At 66.1% G+C, this 14,276-nt stretch carries 16 protein-coding genes; 12 read left to right on the top strand and 4 right to left on the bottom strand.

Annotation, left to right across the window (positions count from 1 at the left end):
* The first annotated feature begins 2 nt into the window (after positions 1-2).
* The 10 genes from gspF to BG57_RS07990 all read left to right on the top strand — a co-directional run bounded on the left by gspF (position 3) and on the right by BG57_RS07990 (position 7,527).
* Complete coding sequence (gene gspF / locus BG57_RS08035) at positions 3-1,220, top strand: type II secretion system inner membrane protein GspF (RefSeq protein ID WP_035962077.1); 1,218 nt, start codon at positions 3-5, stop codon at positions 1,218-1,220.
* Entirely contained in the window at positions 1,220-1,633 is a 414-nt protein-coding gene (locus BG57_RS08030; RefSeq protein WP_035962075.1) for a type II secretion system protein N, read from the top strand. The genes gspF and BG57_RS08030 overlap by 1 nt, the downstream gene beginning before the upstream one ends.
* A 133-nt stretch (positions 1,634-1,766) precedes the next feature.
* On the top strand, positions 1,767-2,237 hold the full coding sequence (gspG, locus tag BG57_RS08025) for a type II secretion system major pseudopilin GspG (protein WP_035962073.1): 471 nt from the start codon (positions 1,767-1,769) through the stop codon (positions 2,235-2,237).
* Positions 2,238-2,261: 24 nt separating this feature from the next.
* Positions 2,262-2,735 (top strand): GspH/FimT family pseudopilin, encoded by a 474-nt coding sequence (locus BG57_RS08020; protein WP_035962071.1) that lies wholly within the window; start codon positions 2,262-2,264, stop codon positions 2,733-2,735.
* Entirely contained in the window at positions 2,735-3,121 is a 387-nt protein-coding gene (gene gspI, locus BG57_RS08015) for a type II secretion system minor pseudopilin GspI (protein WP_035962069.1), read from the top strand. The genes BG57_RS08020 and gspI overlap by 1 nt, the downstream gene beginning before the upstream one ends.
* Positions 3,099-3,782: a PulJ/GspJ family protein gene (locus BG57_RS08010; protein WP_075583101.1), complete on the top strand. Its 684-nt coding sequence runs from the start codon at positions 3,099-3,101 to the stop codon at positions 3,780-3,782. Before gspI ends, BG57_RS08010 begins: the two co-directional genes overlap by 23 nt.
* A 2-nt stretch (positions 3,783-3,784) precedes the next feature.
* Positions 3,785-4,894: a type II secretion system minor pseudopilin GspK gene (gene gspK, locus BG57_RS08005; protein ID WP_035962065.1), complete on the top strand. Its 1,110-nt coding sequence runs from the start codon at positions 3,785-3,787 to the stop codon at positions 4,892-4,894.
* Positions 4,895-4,925: 31 nt separating this feature from the next.
* Complete coding sequence (gene gspL / locus BG57_RS08000; RefSeq protein ID WP_035962063.1) at positions 4,926-6,248, top strand: type II secretion system protein GspL; 1,323 nt, start codon at positions 4,926-4,928, stop codon at positions 6,246-6,248.
* Complete coding sequence (gspM, locus tag BG57_RS07995; RefSeq protein WP_035962060.1) at positions 6,245-6,748, top strand: type II secretion system protein GspM; 504 nt, start codon at positions 6,245-6,247, stop codon at positions 6,746-6,748. The genes gspL and gspM overlap by 4 nt, the downstream gene beginning before the upstream one ends.
* Positions 6,745-7,527: a type II secretion system protein N gene (locus BG57_RS07990; protein ID WP_035962059.1), complete on the top strand. Its 783-nt coding sequence runs from the start codon at positions 6,745-6,747 to the stop codon at positions 7,525-7,527. Before gspM ends, BG57_RS07990 begins: the two co-directional genes overlap by 4 nt.
* On the opposite strand, the gene BG57_RS07985 is transcribed toward BG57_RS07990, so the two are convergent.
* Positions 7,524-9,080, bottom strand: coding sequence for an efflux transporter outer membrane subunit (locus BG57_RS07985; protein WP_035962056.1), 1,557 nt, complete (start codon positions 9,078-9,080; stop codon positions 7,524-7,526). The two genes, BG57_RS07990 and BG57_RS07985, sit on opposite strands and share 4 nt — an antisense overlap.
* 178 nt (positions 9,081-9,258) lie before the next feature.
* Positions 9,259-9,549, bottom strand: coding sequence for a hypothetical protein (locus tag BG57_RS07980; RefSeq protein WP_052005665.1), 291 nt, complete (start codon positions 9,547-9,549; stop codon positions 9,259-9,261).
* A 182-nt stretch (positions 9,550-9,731) separates the two neighbouring features.
* Here BG57_RS07980 and BG57_RS07975 point away from each other — a divergent pair, with 182 nt between their 5' ends.
* Together BG57_RS07975 and BG57_RS07970 are read left to right on the top strand one after the other, a co-directional pair.
* The gene (locus BG57_RS07975) at positions 9,732-10,214 is read left to right on the top strand and encodes a MarR family winged helix-turn-helix transcriptional regulator (protein WP_035962055.1); all 483 of its coding nucleotides are present in this window, start codon (positions 9,732-9,734) and stop codon (positions 10,212-10,214) included.
* A gap of 91 nt (positions 10,215-10,305) precedes the next feature.
* On the top strand, positions 10,306-11,877 hold the full coding sequence (locus BG57_RS07970; RefSeq protein ID WP_035962053.1) for a DHA2 family efflux MFS transporter permease subunit: 1,572 nt from the start codon (positions 10,306-10,308) through the stop codon (positions 11,875-11,877).
* A 10-nt stretch (positions 11,878-11,887) separates the two neighbouring features.
* On the opposite strand, the gene BG57_RS07965 is transcribed toward BG57_RS07970, so the two are convergent.
* On the bottom strand, positions 11,888-12,394 hold the full coding sequence (locus tag BG57_RS07965; protein WP_035962052.1) for a hypothetical protein: 507 nt from the start codon (positions 12,392-12,394) through the stop codon (positions 11,888-11,890).
* A 147-nt stretch (positions 12,395-12,541) separates the two neighbouring features.
* Entirely contained in the window at positions 12,542-14,161 is a 1,620-nt protein-coding gene (gene gshA / locus BG57_RS07960; RefSeq protein WP_035962050.1) for a glutamate--cysteine ligase, read from the bottom strand.
* Positions 14,162-14,276: the final 115 nt, after the last annotated feature.

Below are 14,276 nucleotides of genomic sequence, written 5' to 3'. Positions count from 1 at the left end.
GTATGCCAGCTTTCCGTTTCGAAGCGATCGACCACGCGGGCAAGACGCAGACCGGCGTTCTCGATGCTGACAGCGCCCGCGCCGCGCGCAGCCAGTTGCGCACGCAAGGACTGACGCCGCTGGTCGTCGAGGCCGCCGGCACGCGCACGCGCGGGGAGCGGCAGCAGCGCCTGTCGCTGGGGCGTCGGCTGTCGCAGCGCGAGCAGGCCATCCTGACGCGCCAGCTCGCGAGCCTGCTGATCGCCGGCCTGCCGCTCGGCGAAACGCTCGCGGTGCTGACGGAGCAATCGGAGCGCGACTACATCCGCGAACTTATGGCCGCAATCCGCGCCGAAGTGCTCGGCGGCCATTCTTTCGCCAACGCGCTCGCGCAGCATCCGAAGGACTTCCCGGAGATTTATCGCGCGCTGGTGGCGGCGGGCGAGCATACCGGCAAGCTCGGGCTCGTGCTGTCGCGTCTCGCCGATTACATCGAGCAGCGCAATGCGCTGAAGCAGAAGATCATTCTGGCATTTACGTATCCGGGCATCGTGACGATCATCGCGTTCGGCATCGTCACGTTCCTGTTGAGCTATGTCGTGCCGCAAGTGGTGAACGTGTTCGCCAGCACGAAGCAGGCGCTGCCCTTCCTCACCGTGATGATGATGGCGCTGTCCGCGTTCGTGCGCAGTTACTGGTGGGCGGTGCTGATTTCGGTCGCGGTGCTTGCGTGGCTCGTGCGGCGCATTCTGTCGCGGCCCGGACCGCGCCTCGCGTTCGACCGCTGGCTGCTGACCGCGCCGCTCGTCGGCAAGCTGGTGCGCGGCTATAACACCGTGCGCTTCGCCAGCACGCTCGCCATTCTGACCGCCGCCGGCGTGCCGATCCTGCGTGCGTTGCAGGCCGCGGGCGAAACATTGAGCAACACGGCGATGCGCAATAACGTCGACGACGCCATCGTGCGCGTGCGCGAAGGCTCGTCGCTATCGCGCGCGCTCGGCAACACGAAGACGTTTCCGCCCGTGCTCGTGCATCTGATCCGCTCGGGCGAAGCGACCGGCGACGTCACCACGATGCTCGACCGCGCTTCCGAAGGCGAATCGCGCGAACTCGAACGCCGCACGATGTTCCTCACGAGCCTCCTCGAACCCTTGCTGATCCTGGCGATGGGCGGCGTGGTGCTGGTCATCGTGCTTGCGGTGATGCTGCCGATCATCGAACTGAACAATCTGGTGCAGTAATGAACGCCCTGCAAACCCGCCTGCTCACCCTTGCCGCCCTGGCGCTCTTTTGCGTGACGGTGACGTACTGGGTCGTCACGCTGACCTCGCGTCAGACCGCGCCGCTGCCCGCCGCCGCCGCGACGCGCACGCCATCGGTCGAGCAGGCCGCGACCATCTTCGGCGGGCAACTGGAGCGTCAGGCGAATTCCGACGTGCATCTGTTCGGCATCCTCGCGCTGCAGGGCGGCGCGGCGGCCATCGTCAGCTACGGCGGCGAACCGGCGCGCGCGGTGTCGCTCGGCAGCGCGCTCACGCAGGGCGTGAAGCTGTCGGAGGTGCGGCCGCGCTCGATCATCATCGAACGCAACGGCGCGAAGTCGGAAATCTTCCTGCCGCCGATGCCGCCCGGACCGACGATCTACGTGCGCTAGTGCGCGCGTTGACTGCGGTCACGGCGCGGCGGGCGCGGATGGATAGAATGCCCGGCGGCTTCCATCATGTGTAAGCCGCTTGTCCTTTAATCACAGCGGGCGCAAGCCCAGAATCAACCACGAGGTAGCACTCATGCAAATGTGGACTCAACGCCGCATGCAAATCACCCGGGCGCAGGCCCAGGGGCGTCGTCAACGCGGTTTCACGCTCATCGAAATCATGGTCGTGATCGCGATTCTCGGCATTCTCGCCGCGCTCATCGTGCCGAAGATCATGAGCCGTCCGGACGAAGCGCGCCGCGTCGCCGCGAAGCAGGACATCGGCACCATCATGCAGGCGATGAAGCTGTACCGGCTCGACAACGGCCGCTATCCGACGCAAGAGCAAGGCTTGCGCGCGCTGGTCGAGAAGCCGTCCACCGAGCCGGTGCCGAACAACTGGAAGGACGGCGGTTATCTGGAGCGTCTTCCGGCCGATCCGTGGGGCGGCCAATATCAGTATCTGAATCCGGGCGTGCACGGCGAAATCGACGTGTTCAGCTACGGCGCGGACAACAAGGCGGGCGGCGACGGCAACGATGCCGACGTCGGCTCGTGGCAATAGCCATTGCGTAGTTGAGAGATCAGCGTGAACGGGCATCGAAAAGCGCGTCGTCAGGCAGGTTTCACGCTGCTGGAAATGCTCGTCGTGCTGGTGATCGCCGGCTTGCTCGTGTCGCTCGCCTCGCTGCAGCTCACGCGCAATCCGCGCACCGATCTGAACGAAGAGGCGCAGCGGCTTGCGCTGCTGTTCGAATCGGCGGGCGACGAAGCGCAAGTGCGCGCGCGCCCCATCGCCTGGCAGCCGACCGACGGCGGGTTTCGCTTCGACATCCGCACCGAGGACGGCTGGCGTCCGCTGCGCGACGACCTGCTGCGCGCGCGGCGCTGGGAGGGCGGCGTGACCGGCGTGACCATCCAGTTTCTCGATTCCGACAAGTCGGTGAGCCGCCTGATCTTCGGCACGGAAGCCATCGATACGCCGATGGAAATCACGCTCGTCTCGGCGGCGGGCCGCGCGACGATCATCGGCAGCGGCAATGGCCGCTTTCAGGTGCGGTGATGCACACGCGACGCCAAACCTCCGGCTTCACGATGATCGAAGTGCTCGTCGCGCTGGCGATCATCGCGGTGGCGCTCGCGGCGTCGCTGCGCGCGGTCGGCTCGCTTGCGACGGGTGAAGCGGACCTGCATCGGCGGCTGCTCGCGGGCTGGAGCGCGGACAACGAACTCGCGCAGCTTCGCCTGTCGCACGTGTTTCCGGATATCGGCTCGCGCTCGTTCGATTGCTCCCAAGGCAACCTGAAGCTCGTCTGCACGCAGCGCGTCACCGCGACGCCGAACCCGATCTTCCGGCGCGTCGAAATGTTCGTCTCGACGCCCGGCCGCTCGGGCAATCTCGCGCAAATGGTCACGGTGGTGGCGAATGAAACGAATCGCTCGCTCTGAGGCCCGGCGCAGCGGCCAGCGGCAGCGCGGTTTCACGCTGCTCGAAATGCTGATCGCGATTGCGATTCTCGCGGTCATCGCGGTGCTGTCGTGGCGCGGGCTCGATTCGATCATCCGCTCGCGTGCGACCATCACCAATTCGATGGAAGACGAGCGCGTGGTCGCGCAACTGTTCGACCAGATGCGCATCGACGCGCGCCAGGCCGCGACCGACGACGAAGCCGGCCAGCCCGCCGTGTCGCTCGGCAACGGCTCGCTGCAAATCGTGCGCGGCGTGTTTGCGCCGAACACGGCGCCGCGCTTGCAGGTGGTGCGGTATCGGCTGTCGAGCGGGCGCATCGTGCGGTATGCGTCGCCGCCGCTCGAAAACGTTGGGGAAGTGCGGCGCGCGCTGTCATCGGGCGATACCGCCGATGGCTGGAGCGCCGTGCCGCTGATGGGCGGCGTCGGGTCGCTGGCGGCGCGCGTCTACATTCCGCAGAAAGGCTGGACGACGCGCATGGCCGACGTGCTCTCGCAGATCAACGACAACGACAACAACCTGAAGGTGCCGCAACTCGGCAATGCGCCGCTCGCGCGGGCGGTATCGGGCATTCAGGTGGCGGTCGGCGCGCCGAATCTCAGCGTGCCGATCAGGCGCGTGTTTCTGGTCGGAGAGTGACGATGCGGACAGCGGGCGCAAGCGCAAAGCAACGTGGCGTCGCGATCATCAGCGCGCTGCTGGTCGTCGCGCTGTCCGCCATTCTGGTTTCGGGCATGTTGTGGCGGCAGCAGGTGCAGGTGCGGCGCATCGAGAATCAGCGGCTGCTCGCGCAGGCGCAGTGGATTTCGCGCAGCGCGCTCGACTGGACGCGGCTGATCCTTCGTTCGGAAGCGGATACCTCGCCGACGGTCACGTATCTCGGCGGCGTGTGGGGCGTGCCGATCGCGAAGACGAAGCTCTCCGATTTTCTCGGGCAGATCGGCGAAGTGCGCGCGCAGGAAGGCGCGCAGACGTTTCTGTCCGGCTCGATCGAGGATGCGCAGGCGAAATTCAACCTGCGCAATCTGGTCGCGACGCCCGCGCCGGGCGTGCTGACCATCAACGTGCAGCAGATTCAGTCGTTTCAGCGGCTGTTGACGCTGCTCGGCATCAACGGATCGCTGGCGAAGACGGTGGCCTTGCAGATGCGCGCGGGACTCGCGCGGTCCGCCACGCGCTTCCAGACGCAGACCGGCAACGGCACGAGCCTCGCGACATCGCCGGAACAGACGATGGCCGCGATCGCGCAGGGCGGCGGCGCGGCGGGCGGCGGCAACTTCACCGACGATCCCGGCCTGAAGGACGCCGACAGCAACGCGCCCGTCGCGCCGCTGCAAATGATCAGCGTGGATTCGCTCCTCGACGTGCCCGGCTTTTCGGCGGAAGCAGTGGCGAAGCTGCGCAAATTCGCGACCGTGTTGCCGACGACGACGCCCGTCAACATGAACACCGCGCCCGCCGAAGTGGTCGCGGCGGTGGTGGAAGGCATGAGCCTGTCGCAGGCGCAGGCGTTCGTCGCGCGCCGCGAGACGGTGTTCTTCCACGATGCCGGCAACGTGCAGCTCGCGCTGACCGGCGCGGGCGTGAAATCGACGTCGATCGACCCGAGCGAGCTCGACGTCACCACGCGCTATTTCGTGATTCACGGTCGCGTCGACCATGAGCGCGCGCAGCTCGAGCGCACGACGCTCGTCTACCGCGATCCGACGACGCACACCACGCGCATCGTCTACACGCGCGACGCGCTGTGATGACGATGTTTCTGACAAGAGGAAGTGGCCTTTGAGCACACTGATCGTTCTATTGCCGCCGCGCGATCCCGCGGTGCGCTCGCAGGAGTGGGACCTGCCGGACTTGCCGTTTCTGCTGCTCGACAAGCGCGGCGAGACGCAGCGCGCCGGCCGCGCCGCAGTCGGATTGCTGCCGCGCGCCAGCTTGACGGTGCTGATCGTCGCCGCTCGCGATACCTTGCTGCTCGCCGCCGCCGTGCCGCCGCTCAAGGGGCCGCGGCTGCGTCAGGCGTTGCCGAACGTCGTCGAAGATCAATTGATTCAGGACCCGCAGACCTGCCACATCGCGGTCGATCCCGTCGCGCTCGCGGATGGGCGTCGCGTGGTCGCGGTCATCGATCGCGGATGGTTCCGCTTCGTCTGCGACGCGTTCGCGAGCGCGGGGCATCGCAATCTGAAAGCCGTGCCGGCGATGCGCTGCCTGCCCGTCCCGGCCGTCGAAGCGGTCGAAGGCGAAGCGTTCGCACACACGCCGTTCATCGCGGGATTGCTGGGCAAGGTGGTGTCGACTGCGCCCGCGCTGCTCGGTGAGATCGAGGCGAGCGCGCCGTCGCCGGCTGCTCCGCGCGTCGAAATCGCCATTGCGCGCGGCGAAGGCGCGGCGCTCGGTGAGGGGCTGGCGCTTCCCGTCGATTCCATCGCGCCGACGCTCGCGGCGCTCGCCGGCGATCAGCCGGTCACGCTGTACTCGCTCGCCGATCTGCCCGGCGACGAGCCGCGCCTCGCGTCGTCGCGAAGCGCGGTGGCGCTGGCGACCGCGCAGCCGCTCGCGTTCGAAGCCTTCGCGCGGCAAGCGTTGGCGAGCCGCTTCGACCTCTGCCAGTTCGAATTCGCCGCGCAGCCGTGGCGGCTCGATCGCGCGACGATGCGGCGTCTGCGCGTGCCGATCGCGCTCGTGGCGGCGTCGGTGATCGTGTCGATCGTCGGGATCAACGTGCAGTGGCTTCAGCTTGCGCGCCAGCGCGACGCGATCAGCGCGCAGATGACGGAACTGCTGCTCAACGCATTCCCGAAAACGACCGTCGTGCTCGATGCGCCTGATCAGATGTCGCGCAATCTCGACCGCTTGCGGGTGGCGTCGGGCGAGCTGTCGCCTTCGGATTTTCTTTCCCTCGCTGACGGCCTCGCGCGTTCGCTTGGCCCGGTGCCGGTCAATGGCATCGCCGGGCTGGATTATCGCGACCGGCATCTCGAAGTCACCTTCAAGCCGGAAACGAAGGTCGATCCCGACCTGACGAAGCGCCTCGCCGCGAACGGGCTGAACGGCGCGATCGACACCAATACCGGCAAATGGACCATCAGGAGCGGCCAATGAAAGCGGAACTCGGACGAACGCTTTCCGAATTCTGGGAAGGGCGCACGCCGCGCGAGAAGACCTTGCTGCTGTGGGGCGGCCTCGTGCTGGGCGTGGCGCTGATTTATCTCGTGCTGTGGGCGCCGGCTTTCGAAGGCCGCGAGCGCCTGCGCCAAACGCTGCCGGCGATGCAGCGCCAGCTCGCGACGATGACCGCGCAAGCCACCGAAGCGCGCGCCCTCGCGGGGAACGCCGAAAGCGTCACGCCGACGGGCGGCGCGCTGCGCGATGCGCTCGCCAAGTCGCTGGCGGACAACGGCATGCAGCCGACGCAGATTCAGGTGATCGGCGCGGCGGTGCAGATCCAGTTGAAGAACGCATCGTTCCCGAACTGGACGATGTGGCTCGACGACGCACGCAAGCAGTTCAAGGTGCAGGTGTCGGAGGCGCACGTGACGGCGCTCAAGCCGGACGGCCAGGTGGATTTGAGCGCATCGCTGCAACCGGCCGGGGTCAAATGAGCTATTGGACTCGCAGAATCCGGCTCGCGCTGCCGGCGCTCGTCGTGATGGTGTTGTCGATCGCCGGAACGCTGCTCGTGATGCTGCCGGCCGCGTGGATCACCCCGCAGTTCGCGCGCGCGACGGGCGGCCACGTGAATCTCGTCGACCCGGCTGGCTCGCTGTGGCGCGGCTCCGCGACACTGATGCTCGCGGCGGGCGGCGACGGCGCGGGCGCGACGTTGCTGCCGGGGCGCATCGAATGGACCACGGCGTTCTGGCCGCTCTTCACGGGCCGCATCCACATGACGATGCGGCAGACAGAAGCGATGCCCGACCCCGTGACCGTTGACGCCACGATGCGGGGCGCGTCGCTTTCGCCGGGCGCGATGGCCGTGCCCGCGACGCTGCTCGCCGGACTCGGTGCGCCGTTCAATACGCTGAACTTCGATGGAACCGTGCGGCTTTCGTGGACCGAATTCCGCGTGCTCGGCAAGAATGCTTACGGCCAGTTCGTCGTCACGCTCGATGACATGGCTTCGCGCGTGTCGCGCGTGAGGCCGCTCGGATCGTATCGGGTTGCGTTGCAGGCGCAGGGCGCATCGGCGGCGATCGATTTATCGACGACCAAGGGACCGCTTTTGCTGACGGGCAAAGGCATGCTCGCGGAGGGCGCGACTTCGTTCGAAGGCACAGCGAAGGCCGAGCCGCAGCAGCGCGAGAACCTCGCCGGCCTGTTGAACCTGCTGGGACGCCATACCGATCCGGATACGGTCGCGCTGACCTTCGCGCGCTACTAGCCGCCCGGCGCGCGTTTCTCCGCTGAGACCGCGACAGGCGCTTCGACGCCGCCCGTCTCGCGGTCCATCTGCCCGGCATCCCAGCCGCCGCCCAGCGCCTTCACCAGTCCGACCGACGACACCATTCGCTGCCCCGCGATGCTCGCGAGCTTTTGCTGGGCGGTGAATGCGGTCGTCTGAGCCGTCAGCACGTTGATGAACGCGACGGTGCCCGCCTTGTACTGATTGTTGATGATCGCGAGCGCCTGCTGCGCGGATTCGACCGCCTGCTGCTGCACGACGATCTCTTTTTCCAGAATCCGCAATGACGCGAGGTTGTCCTCGACGTCCTGGAACGCGGTCAGCACCGTCTGCCGGTACGTCGCGACGTTCTGATCGTAAGCGGCGCGGGCTGCGTCGGTGCGGGCGGCGCGCAGGCCGCCGTCGAAGATCGTCGCGGCGATATCCGGCCCGAGCGTCCAGAAACGCGACGGCGCGCGCAGCAATTGCGATAGCACCGAACTTTCGAAGCCGCCCTGAGCCGACAGCGTCAGCGACGGAAAATACGCCGCGATCGCGATGCCGATCTGCTCGTTCGCCGCCGCGGCCTTGCGCTCGGCGGATGCGATATCGGGCCGCCGCTCGAGAATCGCGGACGGCATTTCCGCCGGCACGGTGGGCGGCGTGGCGTCGAGCGGCATGGCGGGAAGCGAGAACGTCGATGCCGGCTCGCCGACCAGCACGGCTATCGCGTGCTCATACTGCGCGCGGGCGACGCCGTTATCGATTGCGGCGGCCTGCGCCGACTGCAACTGCGTTTGCGCCTGAATCACATCCGAGCGCGCGACGATGCCCTGCGCATACTGGTTCTGTGTGAGCTTGAGCGACTGCTGATAAGCGCCGACGGTGTCGTCGAGGAGCTTTTGCTGCGCGTCGAGCGAGCGCAACTGGAAGTACGTCTGCGCGAGCGTTGCCTGTGCGGAGAGGCGCGCGTTGGCGAGATCGGCGGCGGCGCCCTGCTGTCCCGCCTTCTGCGCATTCACCGTCCGGCCGATGCTGCCCCACAGGTCCGGCTCCCACGTCGCGTCGAGCGCGAGGCTGAACTGGTTGTTGATCGATCCCTGCTGGCCGAAGCTGGAACTGTTGGTCGAACGGTTGCCCGCGCCCGTCCCCGCACGCGATGCCGACGCCGACGCGCCGATTGTCGGGAAATACGATGCCCTCGCCTCGCCGACGAGCGCCCGCGCCTGCCGATACGCAGCCGCGAATTGCGCGATGCTCTGGTTCGACTGGTTCAGACGCGCTTCGAGGTCGTTGAGGGAGGCGTCGTTATAGATGGTCCACCATTCGCCGCGGTCGAACTGATCGGACGGCTGCGCGACTTTCCAGCCTTGAGGCGCTTCCTTGTAGCTGGCCGGCATCGGGGTGGCCGGACGCTGATAGTCGGGACCGACGGCGCATCCGGCGACGGCCATGGCGACTGCGGCAGCAACCGCAATGGCGCGCAGTTGCCGCGCAGTGCGATTGACGGTGCGAGGAGAAAACGAGGCGGAAGCGGCGGGGCAATACGGCATCTGCTTGTCAGGAATCCTGTCGGCGGCGTTTCATCCGGTGCGGCGAACGCGGTGAGCCGAGATGGTAACGGAACGCCCGCGCGGTCGGGCGCGGCGGGCGTCGGGCAGACGTTAGCCTAACGGCTTCAGCGTAAGCCTGGTGTTACGCGGACAGACGTATGAGTTACGGCGCGTTACTTCAACGGCCCGTCGCGCCGCAGCTTCCCTGACACGGCGCGGCCGGTGGCGCGAGCAAGCGGCGCTCGGAAACGGTGGCCGAAGCCGCAGCCGCGCTTTTCCGTCGATGCCGATTCTCGAACCACCCCATCCCGAGCACCGCGAACGAGCCGCCCGGCAGCAAGAACACAATCAGATACAGCGCGAGCTTCCACGCATTCAGTTTCGACGGGACGAACTGACGCGAAGCTCGGGCGATCGTGCTGCTGACTTGGCCGAAGCGTCGGCGGGCGGTGTTGGCGAGGCGGGTCATCGGATGGTCCTGACGTCGTGGTAGTGACGCGGCTGGAATCAAAACATGGTTTCGGGCGGCGCAAAGAGCGCGTGACGCGTTGCATCAAATAATATTGACTAAGCAACTACTTTTCAAGATACTGCTGTCTGCTTTTTTACGACTGTTGTATCGCGGCACGCCGCGCCCGACGTCATCACCGAATGGACAGCGAACCGCTCTACGATACCGCCACGATTCAGCTCGAAACCAGCCTCGGCTATTACCTCGCCAGAGCGCGCAACGTGCTGATGGCGCGGACCGATCAGGCGCTGAAACCGCTCGGCCTGACCTCGCAGCAAATCGGCGTGATTCTCTGTCTGGCGTCCGGACGGGCACGCACGCCGCTGGAACTGTCGCGGGAGATGTCATACGACAGCGGCTCGATGACCCGTATGCTCGACCGGCTCGAAAAGAAGGGGTTCGTGCGGCGCACACGCAGCGACACCGACCGGCGCATCGTCGAACTGAAGCTGAGCGAGCGCGGGCACGAAGCGGCGGCGCGGCTTCCGGCGATCGGCGCGGCGGTGCTCAATGAGCAGCTGCAAGGTTTCAGCCGAACTGAACTCGATTCGCTCGTCGCGATGCTGGCGCGCGTGATCGATAACTCTCCAACCGACGCAAGCCCCGGCTGCACGCTCGATTAACGCAGCCACCACGCTTTAACGCTGCCCGTTTCACTGTCTGGGCAGAGAATGACGCGGCACTTACTTTCGAAACGCCGGAGCAAGAACAAGAATGTCTACACCCGCAGCGACCGACCAGGCCAACGACGCCCAACCGCCCGCCCCGACGCCGCTCGCCGGCGGCATCCTCGCGTTGCTGACGATGGGCCTCGCGCTCGGCACGTTCATGGAAGTGCTCGATACGTCCATCGCGAACGTGGCGGTGCCGACGATCTCAGGCAGCCTCGGTGTCGCCACGAGCGAAGGCACGTGGGTCATCTCGTCGTACTCGGTGGCATCGGCGATTGCGGTGCCGCTGACGGGCTGGCTCGCGCGCCGCGTCGGCGAGGTCAAGCTGTTCACGATTTCCGTGCTGCTGTTCTCGGTCGCCTCGGCGCTCTGCGGCTTCGCGAACAGCTTCGAGTCGCTGATCGCCTTCCGGCTGCTGCAAGGCCTCGTATCCGGTCCGATGGTCCCGCTGTCGCAGACCATCCTCATGCGGAGCTATCCGCCGGAGAAGCGCGGCCTGGCGCTCGGCCTGTGGGCGATGACCGTCATCGTCGCGCCGATCTTCGGCCCCGTGATGGGCGGCTACATCACCGACAACTACACGTGGCCGTGGATCTTCTATATCAACGTGCCGATCGGCATCTTCTCGGCGGCCATCGCGTATTTCCTGCTGCGCGGCCACGAGACGAAGACGACGAAGCAGCGCATCGACGGCGTCGGGCTGACGCTGCTCGTGATCGGCGTCGCGAGTCTCCAGATGATGCTCGACCTCGGCAAGGACCGCGACTGGTTCAGTTCGACGTTCATCGTCACGCTGGCGATCGTCGCGGCCGTGTCGCTCGCGTTCATGTTCGTCTGGGAAATCACCGAGAAAGAGCCGGTCATCGACCTGTCGCTGTTCCGCGACCGCAACTTCGCGATGGGCGTGCTCATCACCTCGCTCGGCTTTCTCGCGTTCTTCGGTTCCGTCGTGGTGCTGCCGCTCTGGTTGCAGACCGTGCTCGGCTACACGCCGTGGCTCGCCGGCCTGGCGACCGCGCCCGTCGGCATTCTGGCGCTCGTGCTGTCGCCGATGATCGGCCAGAACATGCATCGCATGAATCTGCGCGTGGTGGCGAGCTTCGCGTTCATCGTGTTCGCGCTCGTGTCGTACTGGAACTCGACGTTCACGCTCGACACGCCGTTCCACGACATCATCTATCCCCGGCTGGTGCAGGGCATCGGCGTGGCGTGCTTCTTCGTGCCGATGACGACCATCACGCTGTCCAGCGTGTCCGACGACCGGCTGGCGGGCGCGGCGGGGCTGTCGAACTTCCTGCGGACGTTGTCGGGGGCAATCGGCACGGCGGTCAGCACGACGTTCTGGGAAAACGACATGATCCGCCATCACGCGGTGCTGACGGAATCCGTCACCGCGTACTCGTCCACGACGACGGAATATACCAACGCGCTCTCCGGCCTCGGCTTGTCCGGGCCGGCGGTGGCGGCGCAACTGGATCGCGTGGTGACGGCTCAGGCGTACATGATGTCGACGAACGATTTCTTCCGCATTTCCTTCTATGCGTTCATCGTGCTGGCCGCGATGGTGTGGCTGACGCGTCCGAAGAAAGGCGCGTCAGCGTCGATGGGACACTGACGCGGCGCGCTTACTGCGGCGTCAGCGGCGCGACCGACTGGCCCGGCTGGCTGTCCAGATTGAGCGGCACGGGCTGCGGCGCAGGCGGCGTCTGCACTGCCTGCGGCGTCGACATCGCGGGGCGCGGCGCGCCGTTGCGCACGAAGTTCTTGAAGTCCGCGCCCGCCGCCCACGGATTCGGCTCGCAGCCGAGCGGGCTGTCGCAGTGCGCGGCGAAACCGATCGTCGCGGTGCCTTCGTTGCTCGGCGTCTTGGTGATCTGATACGCGAGCGCGCGCTTGCCGCTCGACGGCCCCGCCGTCTGGATGATGGCATCCGTGATGGCCTGCAGCTTGTACTCCGAGTGATTCGTCACCCAGACCTGCGCGCGTGCCCACCAGGCGTCGCATTCGAGCTTGCTCATGCAGGTGAGCGGCGCGGTGGCCTGCTCCATCGTCTGGCTGCTGACGTGCGTATCGGTGGCGCAGCCGGCAAGCAATACGAGCGACGCAGCCGCGCTTATCAGTTTGTGGTTCATCGCATATCCCCCGCGTCCCCGTTTGATCGATAAAGAGCCGATTTTCGACCAGCCACCGACGATGATGTTCGGCGCGTTGCCGTCTGTTTCAAATCGGGAACTTCTTTCCGGTCGCCCGAAGCGTTGCGGTAAGAAAACCTGCGCTTCTCAGACGTCGGCGCGTGTGAGCTTGTAGTCGCGATAAGCAGCGACGAACGCATCGAACGATTCGGTTTCGTTGCGCTCGATGGCGGCCTGCTCTTCCAGCGACTTCGCCGCGAGCGCCTGCATCTCGCGCTCTTCGTCCGCCGGCAGCGGATTGCGGCGATAGTGCTCCGCGTGCTGAAGGCTCACGTCGAGCGCGAACGCGTGGAAGGATTGCTGCTTGTCGCGCATCGTCTGGAGGACGCGGGCAGACGGCGTGAGTGACGCATCCGCGATGCGCGGACGAAGCGCCTGGAGCGCGCGCACGTGATCGCCCGTGCCGATGAGCTTGTCCAGCGTCGCCGCGACCGGTTCGATGGCATCGAGCAGTTCATTCGCCCATTGCTGCATCGACACCGGCGCGCCGTCGCGTTGAAGCGTCAGGCCGGGCTTGCGTCCTTCCTTGGTGATCGCGCTGAAGTTGTCGTTCGCTTCGATACTCTCCTCGCGCGGCATCAGCGGGCTGTCTTCGAGTGCGCAATACAGCAGATACGCGTCCAGAAAACGCGCCGTTTCCAGCGAGATGCCGGCGGGTGCGAAAGGATCGATGTCGAGGCAACGCACCTCGATGTACTGCACGCCGCGCTCGGCCAGCGCATGCAGCGGCCGCTCGCCGGATCGCGTGATGCGTTTCGGGCGAATCGTCGAGTAGAACTCGTTCTCGATTTGCAGCACGTTGGTGTTGATCTGCACCCACTCGCCGTCTTGCTGCGTGCCGATGGCCTCGTATGGCGCATACGGCTGGCTGACGGCTTTGGCGAGCACGTCGAGATAGGCGTCGACGTTGTCGTAGCTCGGCAGCAAATCCGCTTGCGCCGGATTGTTCGTGTAGCCGAGGTCGCTCATGCGCAGGCTGGTCGCGTGCGGCAAGTAGAACGTGTCTGCGTCGAACGCTTCGAGCGAATGCGGTTTCCCTTCGACGAAGCGCTTGTCCAGCGCCGGCGACGCTCCGAACAGATACATCAGCAGCCAGCTCGTGCGCCGGAAGTTGCGGATCAGCGCGAAGTAACGCTGCGAGCGGTAGTCCTGCTCCGTCAGCGTGATCGCCGGTTCGAGCGCCTGCCACGCGCGCCAGACCTGGTCGTCGAGCGAATAGTTGTAGTGGATGCCCGCGATGCACTGCATCCTGCGGCCGTAGCGCAGCGACAGCCCCTGCCGGTAGACGTGCTTCAGCTTGCCGATGTTCGACGTGCCGTACTGGCCGATCGGAATCTGATCGTCCGGCGGCAGCGCGTTGGGCATCGAGTTGTTCCACAGCAGCTCGTCGCCGAGATGGGCGTAGACGAAGCGATGGATCGAATCGAGCCGCTCGATGGCGCGCGCAGCGTCTGCTTCGGCGGGCGTGATCAGTTCGACGAGCGCCTCGGAGTAGTCGGTCGTGATGAGCGGATGCGTCAGCGGCGATCCAAGCGCGCGCGGATGCGGCGTCATGGCGAGTTCGCCCTTGGGCGTCACGCGCAGGCTTTCTTTCTCGATGCCGCGCAAGCCTTGGCGCAGCGCATCGGCGTGCGGGCCGGACGCAAGCGCGGCAAGCCTGCGCTGATACGCGCCGGCTGCGGGGTGAGCGGAATTCTTATTTGCCATCGAAGCGTTGTGCAAGGAGCGCGAGCGGCTCGCGCCCGGTCATATTTTCGGGTAGCGGGCACTTTAACATTTCGATGTTGCGCGTGCTTGAGGTGACAACAGGCCTGGCTGTGCG

It is taken from the genome of Caballeronia grimmiae (assembly GCF_000698555.1).
GTDB lineage: Bacteria > Pseudomonadota > Gammaproteobacteria > Burkholderiales > Burkholderiaceae > Caballeronia > Caballeronia grimmiae.
The sequence above is the reverse complement of the archived record's forward strand: the minus strand, read 5'-3'. Positions and strand labels throughout refer to the sequence as shown.

Excerpts from the sequence above, each read along its gene's own strand:
- BG57_RS08030 (WP_035962075.1), top strand. The coding sequence starts at position 1,220 with ATGAACGCCCTGCAAACCCGCCTGCTCACCCTTGCCGCCCTGGCGCTC.
- gspK (WP_035962065.1), top strand. The coding sequence starts at position 3,785 with ATGCGGACAGCGGGCGCAAGCGCAAAGCAACGTGGCGTCGCGATCATC.
- gspG (WP_035962073.1), top strand. The coding sequence starts at position 1,767 with ATGCAAATGTGGACTCAACGCCGCATGCAAATCACCCGGGCGCAGGCC.
- gspI (WP_035962069.1), top strand. The coding sequence starts at position 2,735 with ATGCACACGCGACGCCAAACCTCCGGCTTCACGATGATCGAAGTGCTC.
- gshA (WP_035962050.1), bottom strand. The coding sequence starts at position 14,161 with ATGGCAAATAAGAATTCCGCTCACCCCGCAGCCGGCGCGTATCAGCGC.
- BG57_RS07985 (WP_035962056.1), bottom strand. The coding sequence starts at position 9,080 with ATGCCGTATTGCCCCGCCGCTTCCGCCTCGTTTTCTCCTCGCACCGTC.
- BG57_RS08010 (WP_075583101.1), top strand. The coding sequence starts at position 3,099 with ATGAAACGAATCGCTCGCTCTGAGGCCCGGCGCAGCGGCCAGCGGCAG.
- gspM (WP_035962060.1), top strand. The coding sequence starts at position 6,245 with ATGAAAGCGGAACTCGGACGAACGCTTTCCGAATTCTGGGAAGGGCGC.
- BG57_RS07965 (WP_035962052.1), bottom strand. The coding sequence starts at position 12,394 with ATGAACCACAAACTGATAAGCGCGGCTGCGTCGCTCGTATTGCTTGCC.
- BG57_RS07970 (WP_035962053.1), top strand. The coding sequence starts at position 10,306 with ATGTCTACACCCGCAGCGACCGACCAGGCCAACGACGCCCAACCGCCC.
- BG57_RS07990 (WP_035962059.1), top strand. The coding sequence starts at position 6,745 with ATGAGCTATTGGACTCGCAGAATCCGGCTCGCGCTGCCGGCGCTCGTC.
- BG57_RS07980 (WP_052005665.1), bottom strand. The coding sequence starts at position 9,549 with ATGACCCGCCTCGCCAACACCGCCCGCCGACGCTTCGGCCAAGTCAGC.
- gspF (WP_035962077.1), top strand. The coding sequence starts at position 3 with ATGCCAGCTTTCCGTTTCGAAGCGATCGACCACGCGGGCAAGACGCAG.
- BG57_RS07975 (WP_035962055.1), top strand. The coding sequence starts at position 9,732 with ATGGACAGCGAACCGCTCTACGATACCGCCACGATTCAGCTCGAAACC.